Source organism: Bacillus sp. CIS52 (assembly GCF_053545315.1).
The window spans coordinates 252,149-268,101 of record NZ_JBIUFR010000001.1; the positions used below are offsets into that span (position 1 = coordinate 252,149).

Consider the following 15,953-nt stretch of genomic DNA (forward strand, 5'->3'; position numbering starts at 1 on the left):
TCTTATACTCCGTACATCGTCGTGATTCGTTTTTTCACTTCATCATCATGAAACGTCTGGTCATGCATGATTAACTCTTTCTCAATGACGGCCGGAAGCTGCTCGCGAAACGGCGTCACCAAGTGCCTTTTCAATGTGATTAACGAGTTTCTCGGTTTTTCCGCAAGCTCACGGGCCAGTTCCTGTGCGTATCCCAATACTTCCTGCCTCGGAAGCACTGGAAAAGGCACCCCTCTTTTCTCCAGATCACCGCCGCGGTAATGGCCTCCGTTTAACAGCATTTCATGTCCGAGGCTTGGCCCAAGCTTCTGCGGAACGATGAAGGTAGCGCCCATTCCGGGGGTGAAGCCGTATTTCATAAAGTTTGCGGTATACACGCTTTCTTTGCTTAAAATGACAAAATCACTGAAAAGCCCCATGACAAACCCGCCTCCGATTCCGTGACCCTGCATCGCGGAAATGACGGGGATATCACATTCCAGCGCCAAAGAGTACATCCGGTCTTCCGTAAATTTCGTGATGCCCTGCTGAATCCTGAGTAAGCCTTCCTGTGTGCCTCCGGAAGCAAAGTAATGACCGTAGCCTGTTAAAATCACAGCTTTATAGACGGACGATTTTTTAATACGGGCGAAAGCCTCCATCAATCCATCCGTCAGCTCTTTGGAGAAGGCATTTTTGTGGGTTTTATCCTGCATTGTCACTTGGATAATTTCCGATTCAATTTCGAGCAGTTCAACTGCGGCGTTCGGCATGATATCCTCCTAACTGTTCTCCGTTTCCCAAGGAAGCCGCCCCGTTTCTGCATAACGGATGATGGCTGATTGGTTATCCTGATCTGAAAACATCGCTTGATTTTCGGCTAAAGCAGCGGATTTCGAACGATGAACAAGGTCGTTTAAGGAATCCATATATCGTTTATAGCGGATGACTGCTTTTTTCGACAGCGGGCGAAGGCGCAGCAAATGCTTTCTCAGCTCTGTTGCGCTGTCCGAAACGCATACGTCACAAAGTCCCCATTCAAGTGCCTGCCTTGCCGGCACGGGCTTTGTCATAATCGTCATATAATGCGCCTTTTGAAATCCGATTCTTTGAATTAAAAACGGCAGAACGCATGCGGGATACAGCCCGAATAACAGTTCAGATAAACTGAATGAAGCACTCTCGTCTGCGATGACGATATCGCACGCGGCAGCAAATCCGACACCTCCCGCATTTACTTTTCCGCGCACGCGGGCGATGGTGATGTACGGCCCGGATTTTAATGCCAGCCACAAACGGTAAAGCGGCTCCTGTGATGCCGCATGCTGCATGCCCTGTCTCATTTTCTCGTACATCTCATCGAAATCCGCCCCGAAACAAAATACCTCCGGCAGCCCTTCAAGCACTACGGAGGTAATGGAGTCCCCACATTCAGAAAGAACAAGCAGACATTCCTCCACTAAACGCTCATTAATCGTATTGTTGGCTTCAGGCCGATAAAAGGTGATGAAACAGACATTTTGCTGAAAACGGACCTTTATCGTCTCATAGGTCACGGGATCCACCTGTATTTCCGGTGAAATTCCGTGATTTCTTCCAAATATAAACGGGGGCTTCCGGTATGATGGTCTAAAATGTTCGGAATCATATTCATGTCCAATTTGACGTTCCGGGTTCCGAATTTGACCAAACCGCTGCCTTTAAACAGTTCTTCATACTCCTCCATGGACAGCCTGTATCTGTCGTTCAGATGCTCTTCTATCTTGAAAGAATGCTGCCGCGCCTGTCCCTCAGGCGTTACAACACCGCTGTAAAATTCCGAACAGCATCCTGACCCGTAGGAGAAACAACCTATCCGTTTAGAAGTGCCGAATGCCCCTTGGTCAATCGTACTGGCAAGAGCCAATAAAGAGGCTGCACCCATAATGTTTCCGACTCGTTGGCAGTAGCGGAGCCCCGGCTCTACCCTTGTTTGAAAATCCTGTTCGATCTCAGCGTTTTTCGCTTTTGCAAGCTTTCGCATCATCGTCCGGTGGGCTCCTTTTACCATGCCGCCAAATGGTGTATGGAAGGCAAGGTAGTGAAACGTCTCTTTGTAGTCAGCGCCTGGCACACGGTTTTTGTACTCGCGAAATGTCTGTTCACAGCAATCAAGGTAAGACATCAATGACAAGTCGGCGTCACCGGCTTCACTGTCCGGGATCGGGCGGCATGTATCCATCACCTCATAGCCGTAGTAGCCGTTTGCGCCCGCATCCGCCTGAAATACGATCGGATTTTCACCGATCAATAAGGCGACGGCACCCGCTCCGGCGCTCGGTTCTGCGTAAGACCAATCTTCGCTTAACGCATCGCCGCCTTCGGCAATTAAAAACCGGGAAATATCCGTCGCAACGACAAGCGCTTTCGCTCCTGGGGACGTCTGGGACAAAATAAAGTTAAGCGCCATCTGTAGGCCCGCCGTTCCTGAATAGCAGGCTTGCTTCAGTTCAAATAAACGGCAGTTCCGGTTGAGACCTAAGTAATCATGAATATATGTACTGAGTGATTTTCCGAAGTCGATGCCGGACTCCGAGCAGGTAATCAGCAGCTCGATTCTGTCTTTTTCAGCCTCTGTCAATCGGTCGATAATCGGCTTTGCCGCGTTAACGCCGAATGTAACGGGGTCTTCATAGGGAAGCGCCACCGCTTTTTCTTTCATCAGTAAATTCTCAAATCTGGCAGAGTCTAAGTTTCTGTACTCCGCCAGCTGCATGACATCGAGGTATGCCGTCCCGCCAAACACATTTATCGCTTCTATTCCGGCAGCAGTCATGAACTTCGCCTCCAATATGAATTTTGAGCTTCCGATTTTTGCGCCGTTTTATCAGACGGCCTGTACCTTTTCATAAAGCTTTTCAGCCAATTCGCCGATGTTTGAGACTCCTGTCAGCTCCACACGCGGGATCTGCAAAGATAATTCCTCCAGCATCATCGTGATAATTTCTGCACGATCCACTGAATCCGCCCCCAAATCAACTAAACGGTCTTCATGTGAGAGCCGTTCGCCTTCTAAATCAGGCAAAACCTCGTAAATTGTGTTCTGCAGCAATTCAAAGATTCTATCTTTACTCATTGTCAGTTCCTCCCTGTTTCATCCTTTTTATGAATATTCCATGTTTTCAATCTATCATTTCGTCTTGTCAACACGTTTGCAAAAATGAACGTAACTTCTGATTCAAAAGCGAGGCCGTCTCTTCCATCAGCCGCAGGCCGATTCCATCGGCATGGCGGTTTTTCCAGGATTCCAGCTCCGTACCTTTCACCCATTGATTAAAGGCTCCCAATGCCGGCCCGCAATGAATCTGGTAATCTACCTTGGCATCGGGATCTCCTTTAATTGCCGAGGCGGAGCTTTGCCTGAAATACCATTTGAATATGAGCGCCATTTTCTGTTTCGGATTCCGTTCGGCTTTTGAAATGTCTTCTCTCGAATAGTGCGCCTTCACTTTTTCATAAACACTGCTTACACTTGCCTTAAAATACTTCTCTTCTATTTGTCTGATTGTCTTTTCATCAATTTCTTCAATTGAGCCGTGACGCTGATACAGTTCATGCAGTTTAGCGGCGCGGGTCGGGAAGAACAGTCCTTTCTTTAACACCTGCACTTTGCTGCCTGATTCAAACATATCGCCGGCCGGCGCGTAAGCCGTGTCCTGTACATTCATCTGCTGAAGCAGATCCTTGACGGGAATGCTTGTCGCCGCTTCAACGGTGCATTGGTTAATGGACCCGGTCACAATAAAATCAGCGCCGAGCATAAATGCGGCCATGGCAGCCTCAGGCGTTCCGATTCCCCCTGCGGCTCCGATACGGACGGTTTTGCCGTATCGATATTTTTTCATCATGTCATCTCTTAAACGGACGATCGCCGGCATAAGGCTGTAAGCAGTTCCGCCGTCAGTATGGCCGCCCGAATCGGCCTCCACGCAGATGTCATGCGCAACGGGTATTTCTCTCATCAGATTCGCTTCTTCTGCAGTAATCTTGTTTTCGGCTGCAAGCTTTTGCAACATATGATCAGGCGCCGGACTGAGAAACGCTTCCGCTACTTCCGGACGGGACAGTTTGGCGATAATCCGCTGACGCGCTGTCACTTGTCCGTCAGCACCTCGCTTTAATCCCTTAGCGCGAAACCTGACTAAAGCGGGAGTAACCGTTAAAAATGCTGATGCTTCCAAATTCTGCACCCCATGCTTCAGTAAAAGATCAACCATTTTTTCTTCAGAATCTGCATGCTTCATATTATGTACAACATTTATGCCGAAGGAACCGCCGTCACGAAGCTCTTGCTGAATTGACAAAATGGCGTCCTCCGTCTGTCCGATGCTCAATCCGCCCGTTCCGAAAAAGCCCATCATTCCTTTTTTGGCCAGCCTGACGACCATCTCCTTCGAAGCGATTCCTCGGTACATGCCGCCGGCCAGATAGGCGTATTTCAGCTGATAATCACGTTTAAACTCTTCATTTCCTAAAGATGCCGCCGTAATTGAGCTTTTTTCAGCCGCAGCCGGAGCTTTGATTTCATCTGTTATCGGCTTCGCTTCAGCTGTAATTCTTTGGATCAGCCCGGTCAGCACTTTTCCGGGACCGATTTCTTCAAAGTTCATGTTCTTTCGTCCCATTAAGAAACGGATGCTGTCTGTCCAGTTCACAGATCCCGTTATTTGCGCGGCGAGTGTCTCTTTCAGCTCTCTCTGCTCATAAGGCCTTGCCGTCACATTTGAAATGACCGGAATGGACAGCGGCTTAAAATGGAAAGATTCAATAAACCGTGAAAACTCCTCCTTCGCCTCGAGCATGTATCTGGAATGAAAAGCGCCGCTGACATTTAAGCGGTGAACCATTTTCACGCCATTTATAGATTCAAATACGGATGCCGCTTTTTCAATATCTTCTTTATATCCGGAAAGGACAATTTGCTGCGGTGTGTTCATGTTGGCGATATCAACCATATGTAATTGATATTCTCTTAAAACGTCCGTCACCTGCTCATGAGTCAGGCCGATCACCGCTGCCATGCCGCCTCCTTTTGCGCGGCTCATCAGTTCGCCCCTCTTTTTGACCAGCTGCAAGCCTTCTTCAAAATCAAAGGCTCCCGAGGCGTATAACGCGTTATATTCTCCTAAACTGTGTCCGGCGGTAAAATCCGGTTTCAAGCCGGTTTCTTCTGTTTTTTTCAAATAACTCAGGGCATTGACGACATAGAGTGCCGGCTGAGTGAATTGAGTCTGATTGAGACGTTCTCCGTCCTTGCACAGCTCCTGAACGGAATATCCAAGAATATGATCGGCCTTAGCGGTTAATTCAGGGTAGCGGCCGAACAGTTCCTCTCCCATCCCTATTCTTTGTGAACCTTGGCCGGGAAAAACAAAGCTGATCATCTTACAGTCTCCTTCCGGGCGATGATAAAATGATGTCTTCGATTTGCTGCAAATGGGTTTGTTCTTTATGGAACGGCGTCATAATGGTACGGATGCGTTCAGCCGATCCTGCGGGAAGAATCTGTTTGGCAAATGCGGCCAATGTTCCGGAAGGCCCGGCATCGATATACAATCCCTTTTCGCGGCTTTCAGCAAATTGAAGCGCTTCGCGGAATCGAATCGGCTTTCTGACGGCATTCCAGAAAAAGTCCGCTTGAATTTCCGTCTCAGCCTCTCCAGTTGCACTGGAAATGAACGGAATAAACGGAGTCCGGATTGATTTCTGAGCCAAAAAGCGCTTGTACGGATGCTCCGCCTGATCAACCATCGCTGAGTGAAACCCGTATGATACCGGCAGCAGCTGATGAGGAATCTGCTTTTCTCTCAGCTCGTCCATGATTTTTCTGATGTGTCCCTGCTCTCCAGAGATGACAAAGTGAGATTGATAGTTAACAGCGGCCAATTCACTATTTTCATGGAGCAGCGGATCATCTTGGTATAATTTCGGATTCCCCAGTACCGCAAGCATGCTGCCGTTTCGGCATGTTTCCGTAATGATTTCGGCCTGCTCCAGCACGCAATCTAAAGCGTCTTCGGGGCTGAGCACACCTGACACAGCGGCCGCCGCATATTCTCCGAGGCTCGCTCCGATTACACAATCGGGACGTATGCCTTTTTGTTCCAAAGCATACGCGAGTGCGTACTCAGCCATAAAAATGGCGGGATGGCTGAAAAGAAGGCGGTCAAATGGATCGGACAGACGATTGGCTGTATGATAAATCTCTTTAAGGACAGAAACACCGAAACGGCTGGCGGCAAAATCGTCCAAGTCGAGCATTTTCTGCCGAAAAACGGCGTTATGTGCAAACAGCTCTTTTCCCATGTGATAATATTGGGAACCCTGTCCGGAAAACATGAAAACAATTGGCTGGCTCATTTGTTCTCCTTTTCGCTGCATATTTTTTTAAAATATTGATTTGTGAGTGTTTCGTGATGTCGTGAAGTGAAGTGATCGTGATGTTGTATGACTGGGCAATGTTGTGTGAGAAAAGAATTTTGTCTTATGATCCGCTACATCGCGGGTAAAGTTTCAGTTTCTTTTTTGATGCGGTGAATAAGTCCTGTCAGCACATGGCCCGGGCCTACTTCTTCAAATTCCATCCGCCCGATGTTCAGGAGATAGCGGATGCTGTCGTGCCATCGTACTGAATGGTCGATCTGATCAGCCAGAACGGAGGGGATTTCGTCTTGTTCATAAGGTCTGGCATGGACGTTAGAAATGACAGGAATTGATATAGCAGAAAAATGAAATGACTGTAAAAATTTTTCGAACTCTTGTTTTGCTTCACTCATATATCTCGAGTGAAAAGCGCCGCTTACGTTTAACGGATGAAACATCGTCACATCTTTTATTCCTTCGAATACGCTTTTGGCTCTTTCAATGTCTTCTTTTCGTCCGGAGATGACAACTTGATGAGGAGAATTCATATTGGCAATATCAATCGTATGTAATCCGTTCGTTTGAAGGACATCTGCCGCTTGAGGTGCAGTTAATCCCATAACGGCGGCCATTTTTCCGTCAGTGGCCATACTCATTAATTCGCCTCTTTTACGGACAAGCTGCAAGCCCGTAATAAAATCAAAAGCGCCTGCGGCAAACAGCGCATTATATTCTCCCAAACTGTGGCCGGCCACATAATCCGGCTTTATGTCATTGTCTTGGATTTTTTTCAAATAGCTTAACGCGTTGACTACATATAAAGCGGGCTGAGTGAACTGCGTCTTGTGAAGGTTGGAATACGGATTCTCAAGGCAAAGCCGTTTCATAGAATATCCGAGTGTGTCATCAGCCTGCTCAGTTAAGTCTTTAAATTCATCAAACAATGAACTTCCCATTCCCTGTTTTTGAGAACCTTGTCCTGGGAATAAGTATGTAATCATTTTCTCAGCCATCCTTTCTCGGATTCAGTTAAGAAGCATGTTCAAATTGATAGTAACTTCACAAAAATACCATGTCAAGTTAATTTATCCTATGCGGACTCCTGAAGAATGCCTATTTTTTCCCAGGGGAAGGCGTGTTTAGGTCTTTCGGAACGGATATAAGCAGAATGTCCCACCCGTCCTACCCTGCGCTCCTTCCCGCAAACCCTTGTTACTCAGGCATAAATCCACAAAAAGAAAGCAATTACTATCATTTCATTTCAGACATTTCTAATCCCGAAAGAAAAAGCAGTTAAATAGAACTAAATTATACGCTACTTAAAATGAAACAGCCCTTTTTGATTTTTTCTGGTGCGAAAATTCACGAAATGTTCTTTTTTGTCAATTTGAAAGTAAATATTGTTTTTCAAAAGACTCTCCATTTTTTGACCCGGTTTCTCCCCGAAAGAATGCCCCGGATATACTCGCACATGCGGCGGAATGGAGGCTTTGATCCGCTGTATACTGTTAAACATATCTTCCGCAGAACTGCCTCTGTCCTGACATATACCGCAACCTTCGGTAAACACGGTGTCACCGGTAAAAAGGTGATCAGAAAGCAAATAGCACATCCCTCCGGCCGTATGTCCCGGAGTCAGTATGCTCTTGATGATAAATCCCCCCGCTGCAAAGGTCTGACCGTCTTCAAGCGCTATTAAGTTTTTGCACCGGAATTGATAGTAATCGATTTCAGCTGACGACATGTATACATCAGAGTGATAGATTTGCTGAAGCGGCTCCGCCAAGTTTACATGGTCATAATGTGAATGCGTTAATAAAACAGCTGATAAATCAACATCCAATTCATGCAGTTTATCGGTTATTTTGTCGATTTCCCAGGACGGGTCCACCGCTATCGCAGATTTTTTTGAACGGTCTGCGATAATATAACAATAGTTGGACCACATCTGGTGATAGGTTTTAATTTGATGCACTTCATATGTATGATCCATTGTCACCATTCCCATTCAAAAGATCCGGGCAGACTGCTGCCGCCGCCCAGCCGACTGTAACCACTTTACCAGATGACAACACGTTTTTCCATGGATTTTCCGGTAAAGATAAAAAACTGTTCAAATCAACCAAAAGAACCAGCCGACGGTTTTTAAAATTTATTATCGTAATATATAAGGAAATAAGAATATTCAATTAGATAAATACTTTAGGAGATTTTATTCAGAAAATGAAGAATGGTATAATTTTCGGATAAAAAGAATAAAAACAAATCGAGTTTTTATTTTGTCTCACTTTACAGGGGCAGTCCCCTAATCGGACAGCTTTTACTTACCTAATTTCACACTATTATCTCTTTTAAGATTAACAGCTGAATCAATAAATTCACCTTACATTCTAAGGAGAGAATAATTCGAATTCATAAAAATCTATTTTACGTGGCTTAAATCAAATGAAAGGGAGATTCTTCACAAGGAAACTCAGCTGTTGTTTTATAGCGAGCAGGATTAATGGCTCTCTGGGAAGAGGGAGTAATTTAACATAAAATTTCGCAGTACTCCAGATCACTTAGCTTATGACAAAAGCCCTCAATTTTTCTGCTGAACAGTTTACAGGAACATTAATGAATGACTTTCTTCGTAAATAATTAATCAAACTCCCACTTCAATTGATATATGAAGGATTAAGCCTCTTTCCTAAGCCAAATTCCCCTTCAGCTTTCCGTAATCTACTGATATCTTAAATTCAACAATTCAATATTATACGTTTAACGAAACACACACATCCTTACTCTAATATAGTGTTAGTCATTATTTTTGTAACAATTATACTTTTTTAGCGCTCCGCCTTTAAAATATTTAAAATTTTCCATTTTAGTTCAATGTACCTATTTACCTTAAATATCCATATTGCTAGAATAACAACTAAGGGAGGAGGAATAATTGACTGTATACAATCCAAAACAGAGAAAATAAACCCAGTTCTCTATTTATATTGGAGATTCATAACGAAAATTAAAACTCTTTCAAACAGCATCTTACTCACAGGTTATTTAGGATCTTTCGTTCTTCATATTTTCTGAAACAATTGGACTAATGAACCTAAAGAATCAGCTATGAATTATACATCACACATTATCTTTAGTGGCGGAAAAAACACATCTCCTTCTGAATATTTCTTTCAAAATCAAAGTTTTCTCAGCCTTTAAAAGATGAAATTAGGTAAGTATTAAACAGTAAAACAAAGTTATTCACCTTGTTGAAAGATTAGAAGGAACAAAAGTTAGAAATGAACTAGCCAGGTTTACTAAGCATATTGAAGCTATCCTTAGAGAATTATTGGGTTATCAGATACTTTCTTGGGATATTGTAAAAGATTCTATATATGAATCTATCAAAGACACTGGAATTTCAAACACTACAGCGAAAATACTGCTTATTTTACAGCATTGGCTATTTCAAGTTTCCAGAAATGATTAGAAAACTATAATATGGATTAAACGGAGGAGTTAACAATGAAAAAGTCTGTAACTAAAGGTATTATTATGTCCACTGTCGCAAGTGTATCTATTTTTTCACTAGTTCCACTGGCAGGAGCTGTCTCAACAACGAAAGAAGTCCAAAATAATCAAACAATACAAAGCCAATATCAAAACCAAGCAGTCTTACATAGCTCTGCACAATTACCCAAAGATAACGTTGGTCTTGATAAAATAGCTGCACACTTCGATTTAACCAAAAGTGAAACAAATCAACTTAAAGAAGCAGTTAAAACTGTTAAGGAAAAACAAGAATCAGAGTTTACTGCTCAAGGAAAATTATCCTGGGCGGTAAAGGCATTAAGAGCAGCTTGGGATGCAATACCTACTAAAGTTAAAGCTGCTATGGGTGGAATCGGTGGTTTTGAAATAATTCTTAATACCATCGACAACTTTACTGGTGCAGTTGAAGACGCGTGCTATGCCGGTGCTCTAAAAGTTACTGGTAACCCAACAGCCGCTTGGTGGATTACTAAAACTCTTATGCTTTTCCTTTAAACGGGACTATTGTTGGTGTTTAACAAATTTATCCTGTGTTAAGCTTTAAAGTGATTATTCCTAAAGTGTTGAGACAGGAGGTAATTATGGAAAATAAAAGTAACGCTGAACCGAGCCCAAAAGCGATAAGAATTCTAACTTACATCATTCCTATAGTTTTAATAGGGCTTATCCTTGTTCTTAAGAATATTAATACCCCAGCAGCAGAAATTTCATTTTATGTCGTTGCTGTCGGTGTGGTTCTCTTAGTGGTTTTCAGTTTAATCAAAAACAGAAAAAAACGCAGGAAGAACTAAATTTAGGGGGGGCTAATTACTAGTCCCCTTTGACTTTTTTAGATTGTCAGCTCACCAAATTCAAATTTTTTTAAATTCTTTCCCCATCTCCCTGCGAATTTGTAAAAGGAAGTACTCATAAAACTCATGATAATCATGTAGCTTTCCGATTACTTTTATAATCATTTGACCCTTTAAACATTAAAATAAGTTTAAATCTTGGTTTCCCCTGATGTTTCAGCCCTTTCCCCCTCTGTTTTCAAGCAATATCCCTAAAATGAATTCCACGTTTGCTTTTTGAAGGGAATCAATAAAAATATGCAAAAAAAAAGACTCATCCGGTTTATAAGATGAGCCTGCTTATATCTTGAATTTCTTCATGGCGTTGTTCATGGCATCCTGGTTAATTCCAATGTATCGAAGGGTTGTCCGCTGGTCAGAGTGATTGAAAATCTCCTGCAGCATGGCAACGTCTTTTGTTCGCTTATAAAAATGGTATCCGAATCTTTTCCTCAGCGTGTGTGTGCCTATATCATCCAAACCGACACGCTCAGTGACATTCCTTAAAATCTTATCGGCCATCGATCGGGAAATGGGCTTGTTGATCCCTTCGCGGCTTTTGAAAAGATATTCAGCATTAATCGGTTTGATAATACCTAAACAGCTAAAAATCAGTGGGCAAAATGTGGGCGCGAGGGATACATCCCACACGAACCCATTCTACATCACACGCTTAAACATCTTTTCCATCTCATACGTGCTGTGATGAATAATAATCGGCCGGCCGTGCGGGCATGTGAACGGGTCTGTCGTTCGGCGCAGATCGTCCAAGAGCGCTTTGATTTCATCGTTGCGCAAATGGCGGTTTGCTTTGATCGAGCCTTTACAGCTCATCATAATGGCCGCTTCCTCCCGCAGCTTTTTAATGTCGATCCGCTTGGCGTCAAGCACCTGCTGAATGATTTCTTCAATCAATTCAGCCTCTTCTCCTTTTGGAAACCAGGCCGGATGACAGCGGACGATATAACTGTTCGTGCCGAATGCTTCTAAAAATACCCCGACGCTTTCAAGCTCCTGCTGGTGCTGTTCAATAATCAGCGCTTCATTTGCCGCATAATGAAAGGTGAGCGGCACGATCATATCCTGCACTTCAGGCTCAACCTGCCCGACTTTTTCCCGGAAATATTCGTATTTAATCCGCTCTTGAGCCGCATGCTGGTCAATGATATATAACCCGTTTTCGTTTTGGGCTAAAATATAGGTCCCGTGCATTTGGCCGATCGGATACATCACCGGGACCCTTTCTTCCCGTATTTCTTCAGAGACAGCCTCCTCTTCAGGCTCCGGAATATCGGAAACAGGCGCTTCCGGTTCCGGCATGCTGATCTCCGACGGCACGTCATCAGCCGCTTCCTTCGGGAGGAACTCTTCTTCTATTACCGAAGCCGGCTCTTTTACGACCGAACTCAGCTTCATCGGCGAGTACGACGTTTCCGGCATTTTTTCCGGCAGTTTCCGCTTAGGGGCACTTTCCTCGAACGTTATGAATTGCTGTTCGTTTTTGACCGGCGCCGGCGCTGATTTTTTCGGAAGCTGGGCGCTCGGAATCAGCCGCTGCTTTTGAAATACTTCCTTTATCCCGTCGCGGATCAGCTCATGCAGTTCCGTCTCTTTGCTGAGGCGGACTTCAAGCTTCGACGGATGGACATTGACATCGACCAAAATCGGGTCCATCGTAATTTCGATAAACGTAATCGGATGGCGGCCGATCGGCAGAAGCGTGTGATAGCCCTCATGCACCGCTTTTACAAGCGGGAAATTCTTAATGTATCTTCCGTTAATGACAGATGACATATAGTTTCTGGATGCACGCGTGATTTCCGGCAGCGCAATGTAGCCCTTGACTTCAAAATCAAGCGAGCTGACATGGAGCGGTATCATTTTTTTCGCAACCGCCGTCCCGTAAATCGCGGCCAGCACATGGCGCACGTCTCCGTTGCCGTTTGTCTGCAGAAGATTTTTCCCCTGGTGGCGGAGGCGGATGGATACTTCCGGATGCGCAAGGGCGATCCGGTTGACGACATCCGTAATATTGCCGAGTTCCGTATGCACGGTTTTCATATATTTTAATCTGGCGGGTGTATTGAAAAACAGGTTGGTAACGATGATCTCCGTTCCTTTTCTGCTGGAGGATTTCTGTTCAGAAATGATATTCCCGCCTTGAAGAATGAGATGAGTTCCCGCTCCCTCGCCGATGCTCGTTTTGATTTCCAGATGAGAAACAGACGCGATACTTGGCAAAGCTTCTCCGCGGAAACCGAGTGTTCTCACCCGGAACAGGTCGTTTTCATCTTTGATTTTACTGGTCGCGTGGCGGCGGAAAGCCCGTTTGCAATCATCGGCTTCCATACCTTCGCCGTTGTCAAGCACCCGAATCGACGAAAGTCCCGCTTCCTCTATATCGATTTCAATGACTGTGCTGTTTGCGTCGATGGCGTTTTCCACCAATTCTTTAACGACAGATGCAGGCCGTTCCACCACCTCACCTGCCGCTATTTTATTTGAAAGTTCATCTGACAGCTGGATGACTTTTGCCAAGTCCGTCACCTCTTTCTATTTTAATTTTTTTTGCAGCTTGTACATTTCATTCATTGCCTCAAGCGGCGTCATATCAAGAATATTGATTGACTTGAAAGCTTCAAGCACTTGTTTTTCTTTTTGAGAAACAGCCGGTGCCTTCTGTTTTTTATCACTGTCAGCAAAAAAGGACAGTTGTGCCGGTTCTTCTTTGACGGCAGGCTTTTTCTCAGGTGCCGCCGGAAGCTCCGGTTTATCTCCTGTCTGCTCAAGCTGTTTTAAGATCTCCTGCGCGCGGCTGATCAGATCATCCGGGAGCTCGGCAAGCTGGGCGACATGAATGCCGTAACTTTTATCTGCGGCTCCTTCTTTAATTTGATGGAGAAACACGACCGTGCCGTTATATTCCTCGGCGCGCACATGAACGTTTTTCAGCTGAGGGAGCTTATCTTCAAGCACCGTCAGTTCATGATAATGCGTGCTGAACAGTGTTTTAGCGCCGATATGATCATGAACATATTCAATAATTGCCTGTGCCAGCGCCATTCCGTCGTACGTTGATGTCCCGCGTCCGATTTCATCGAACAGAATCAGGCTGTCTTTTGTGGCGTTTACAATCGCGTTTTTCGCTTCCAGCATTTCCACCATAAAGGTGCTTTGTCCGGAAATCAAATCATCCGCAGCCCCGATTCTCGTAAAGATTTGATCAAAAATCGGCAGAACCGCTTCTTTTGCGGGCACAAAACAGCCGATCTGGGCCATGATGGACAAGAGTGCGATCTGTCTCATATACGTACTTTTACCTGACATATTCGGACCCGTAATCAGGAGCATTTCCCGTGAATCGCCCATCAGGCAATTGTTCGGCACGTATTCTTGACTGTCCATCACTTTTTCAACGACAGGATGTCTCCCCTCAATGACTTTGACCTCGTTATCAGAAAAGACGGGTTTTGTGTAATGCCTGTTTTCACTGATCGTGGCAAAGCATTGCAGCGCGTCCAGCTCACTCATTTGCTTAGCAAGACGCTGCAGACGCGGAATAAATTTCTTAACTTTTTCCCGCAGTTCGGCAAAAAGCTCATATTCCAGCTCGCAAATGTTGTTTTCCGCCTCTAAAATAAGCGCTTCTTTTTCCTTTAATTCCGGCGTAATGTACCGTTCGGCGTTTGTGAGCGTCTGCTTCCGCTCATACCGCCCGTCCTCAAGCAGATGAAGGTTTGCTTTTGTGACTTCAATATAATAGCCGAACACTTTATTAAAGCCGACTTTTAATGAACGGATGCCCGTATAAGCGCGTTCCTGCTGCTCCAGTCTGGCAATCCAGTCTTTGCCGTTTTTGCTGGCGTCACGGTACTCATCAAGCTTCTGGTGATAGCCGTCTTTTATTAAGTTGCCTTCTTTTAAAGATAACGGCGGGTTTTCATGAAGCGCATCCTCTAACAGATCAAGCAGATCATTGCACGGATCAATCAAGCCGGCGCGTTCTTTTGCTTTTTTATGGTTCAGAGACCCTACAAGCTCTTTAATGCTCGGCACCTGTTTTAATGATTCTTTCAGCTGGATTAAATCCCTTGCATTGACGTTTCCGAATGCGACCCGGCCCGCAAGACGCTCTAAATCATACACTTCTTTAAGGCGCTCGCGCAGATCTTCACGCTCAAACAGATGATTGATCAGCGTCTCCACCATTTCCTGGCGTTCTTCGATTTGGGATGCTCTGATCAGCGGACGGTCAATCCATTGTTTGAGAAGCCGGCCGCCCATTGCTGTCTTCGTTTCGTCCAAAAGCCAGAGCAGCGAGCCTTTTTTGCTTTTTGAACGGATCGTTTCCGTCAGTTCAAGATTCCTCTTGGAATACAGGTCAATTTTCATCGCTTCTTCCAATTCATACACTTGAACCGGCTGCAGATGATCCAGACTCCGTTTTTGCGTTTTCTGCAAATACGTATATAAACGCATAAACGTCTTTGTCAGCTCTTCGCCCGGCAAGTGCTTTGCGATTTCGATCTGTTCTGTCATTTCTCCGTCTTCGATGGAGATCGTTGCGCCGCACCGTTCTTTCAGCTGGGCCGCTGTCTTTTCATTAAACTTGCTTGAGACGACAATCTCCTTTGCGCCGACTGAATAAATCTCTGACATGACATCTTCAATCCGCTCAATAAATACGGCCAGGTTTTCTCCGGTCGTTAAATCCGATAAAGCGAGGCCGTATCCGTCACGAAATTCGGAAACGGAAGCGATAAAGTTGTTTTCCGACTCATGAATGCCTTTTCCGTCCATCACGGTTCCCGGCGTGATCAGCTGGACGACTTCCCGTTTCACAACGCCTTTAGCCGCCTTCGGATCTTCCGTCTGCTCACAGATCGCGACTTTATAGCCCTTTTTAATCAGCTGTTCAATATAAGCCGCCGCAGAATGATAAGGCACGCCGCACATCGGAATTTTGTCAGCTGAACCTCCGTCTCTGCTCGTCAGTGTAATTTCAAGCTCTTGTGACGCTTTTTTTGCATCTTCAAAAAACATTTCATAAAAGTCACCTAGCCGAAAAAATAAAAAGGCATCCTGATGCTCTGCCTTTATTTTCAAGTATTGCTGTATCATAGGCGTATAACTAGCCATCATTTAATCCCTCACTATGTATCTTCTGTTTTCCGCATCCCATTATAACATAAACAAAAGAGTGATATC

Annotated in this window: 12 protein-coding genes and 1 pseudogene; 2 read left to right on the top strand and 11 right to left on the bottom strand. The window is 44.9% G+C overall.

From position 1 onward, the window contains the following. Window positions 1-2 precede the first annotated feature (2 nt). The 8 genes from ACH32G_RS00720 to ACH32G_RS00755 form a co-directional block, all read right to left on the bottom strand. Window positions 3-752: a polyketide synthase gene (locus ACH32G_RS00720; RefSeq protein ID WP_049628507.1), complete on the bottom strand. Its 750-nt coding sequence runs from the start codon at window positions 750-752 to the stop codon at window positions 3-5. Window positions 753-761: 9 nt separating this feature from the next. Then, the gene (locus ACH32G_RS00725) at window positions 762-1,535 is read right to left on the bottom strand and encodes an enoyl-CoA hydratase/isomerase (protein WP_448813897.1); all 774 of its coding nucleotides are present in this window, start codon (window positions 1,533-1,535) and stop codon (window positions 762-764) included. Further along, window positions 1,532-2,794 (bottom strand): hydroxymethylglutaryl-CoA synthase family protein, encoded by a 1,263-nt coding sequence (locus tag ACH32G_RS00730; RefSeq protein ID WP_448813898.1) that lies wholly within the window; start codon window positions 2,792-2,794, stop codon window positions 1,532-1,534. The genes ACH32G_RS00725 and ACH32G_RS00730 overlap by 4 nt, the downstream gene beginning before the upstream one ends. Window positions 2,795-2,845: 51 nt before the next feature. Then, a complete protein-coding gene (locus tag ACH32G_RS00735) occupies window positions 2,846-3,094 on the bottom strand; it encodes an acyl carrier protein (RefSeq protein WP_016936047.1) in 249 nt (82 codons plus the stop codon). A 67-nt stretch (window positions 3,095-3,161) separates the two neighbouring features. Further along, window positions 3,162-5,402, bottom strand: coding sequence for an ACP S-malonyltransferase (fabD, locus tag ACH32G_RS00740; RefSeq protein WP_448813899.1), 2,241 nt, complete (start codon window positions 5,400-5,402; stop codon window positions 3,162-3,164). Window position 5,403: 1 nt separating this feature from the next. Next, complete coding sequence (locus tag ACH32G_RS00745; RefSeq protein ID WP_415305239.1) at window positions 5,404-6,378, bottom strand: acyltransferase domain-containing protein; 975 nt, start codon at window positions 6,376-6,378, stop codon at window positions 5,404-5,406. 134 nt (window positions 6,379-6,512) lie between these two features. Beyond that, window positions 6,513-7,382: an ACP S-malonyltransferase gene (fabD, locus tag ACH32G_RS00750; RefSeq protein ID WP_342007778.1), complete on the bottom strand. Its 870-nt coding sequence runs from the start codon at window positions 7,380-7,382 to the stop codon at window positions 6,513-6,515. A gap of 314 nt (window positions 7,383-7,696) precedes the next feature. Beyond that, window positions 7,697-8,374, bottom strand: coding sequence for an MBL fold metallo-hydrolase (locus ACH32G_RS00755; protein ID WP_327814262.1), 678 nt, complete (start codon window positions 8,372-8,374; stop codon window positions 7,697-7,699). Window positions 8,375-9,888: 1,514 nt separating this feature from the next. Here ACH32G_RS00755 and ACH32G_RS00760 point away from each other — a divergent pair. Further along, complete coding sequence (locus tag ACH32G_RS00760; RefSeq protein ID WP_448813900.1) at window positions 9,889-10,410, top strand: hypothetical protein; 522 nt, start codon at window positions 9,889-9,891, stop codon at window positions 10,408-10,410. Between the two features lie 86 nt (window positions 10,411-10,496). Further along, entirely contained in the window at window positions 10,497-10,706 is a 210-nt protein-coding gene (locus ACH32G_RS00765; RefSeq protein WP_448813901.1) for a hypothetical protein, read from the top strand. A gap of 339 nt (window positions 10,707-11,045) precedes the next feature. Here the strand turns inward: ACH32G_RS00765 and ACH32G_RS00770 are convergent. The 3 genes and pseudogenes from ACH32G_RS00770 to mutS all read right to left on the bottom strand — a co-directional run. Then, window positions 11,046-11,318: pseudogene (locus ACH32G_RS00770) on the bottom strand (tyrosine-type recombinase/integrase); the annotation flags it as partial. 87 nt (window positions 11,319-11,405) lie between these two features. Beyond that, window positions 11,406-13,283, bottom strand: a complete 1,878-nt coding sequence (mutL, locus tag ACH32G_RS00775) for a DNA mismatch repair endonuclease MutL (protein WP_448813902.1) — start codon at window positions 13,281-13,283, stop codon at window positions 11,406-11,408. Between the two features lie 15 nt (window positions 13,284-13,298). Further along, window positions 13,299-15,884 (bottom strand): DNA mismatch repair protein MutS, encoded by a 2,586-nt coding sequence (gene mutS / locus ACH32G_RS00780; protein WP_045926534.1) that lies wholly within the window; start codon window positions 15,882-15,884, stop codon window positions 13,299-13,301. Between the last annotated feature and the right edge of the window lie 69 nt (window positions 15,885-15,953).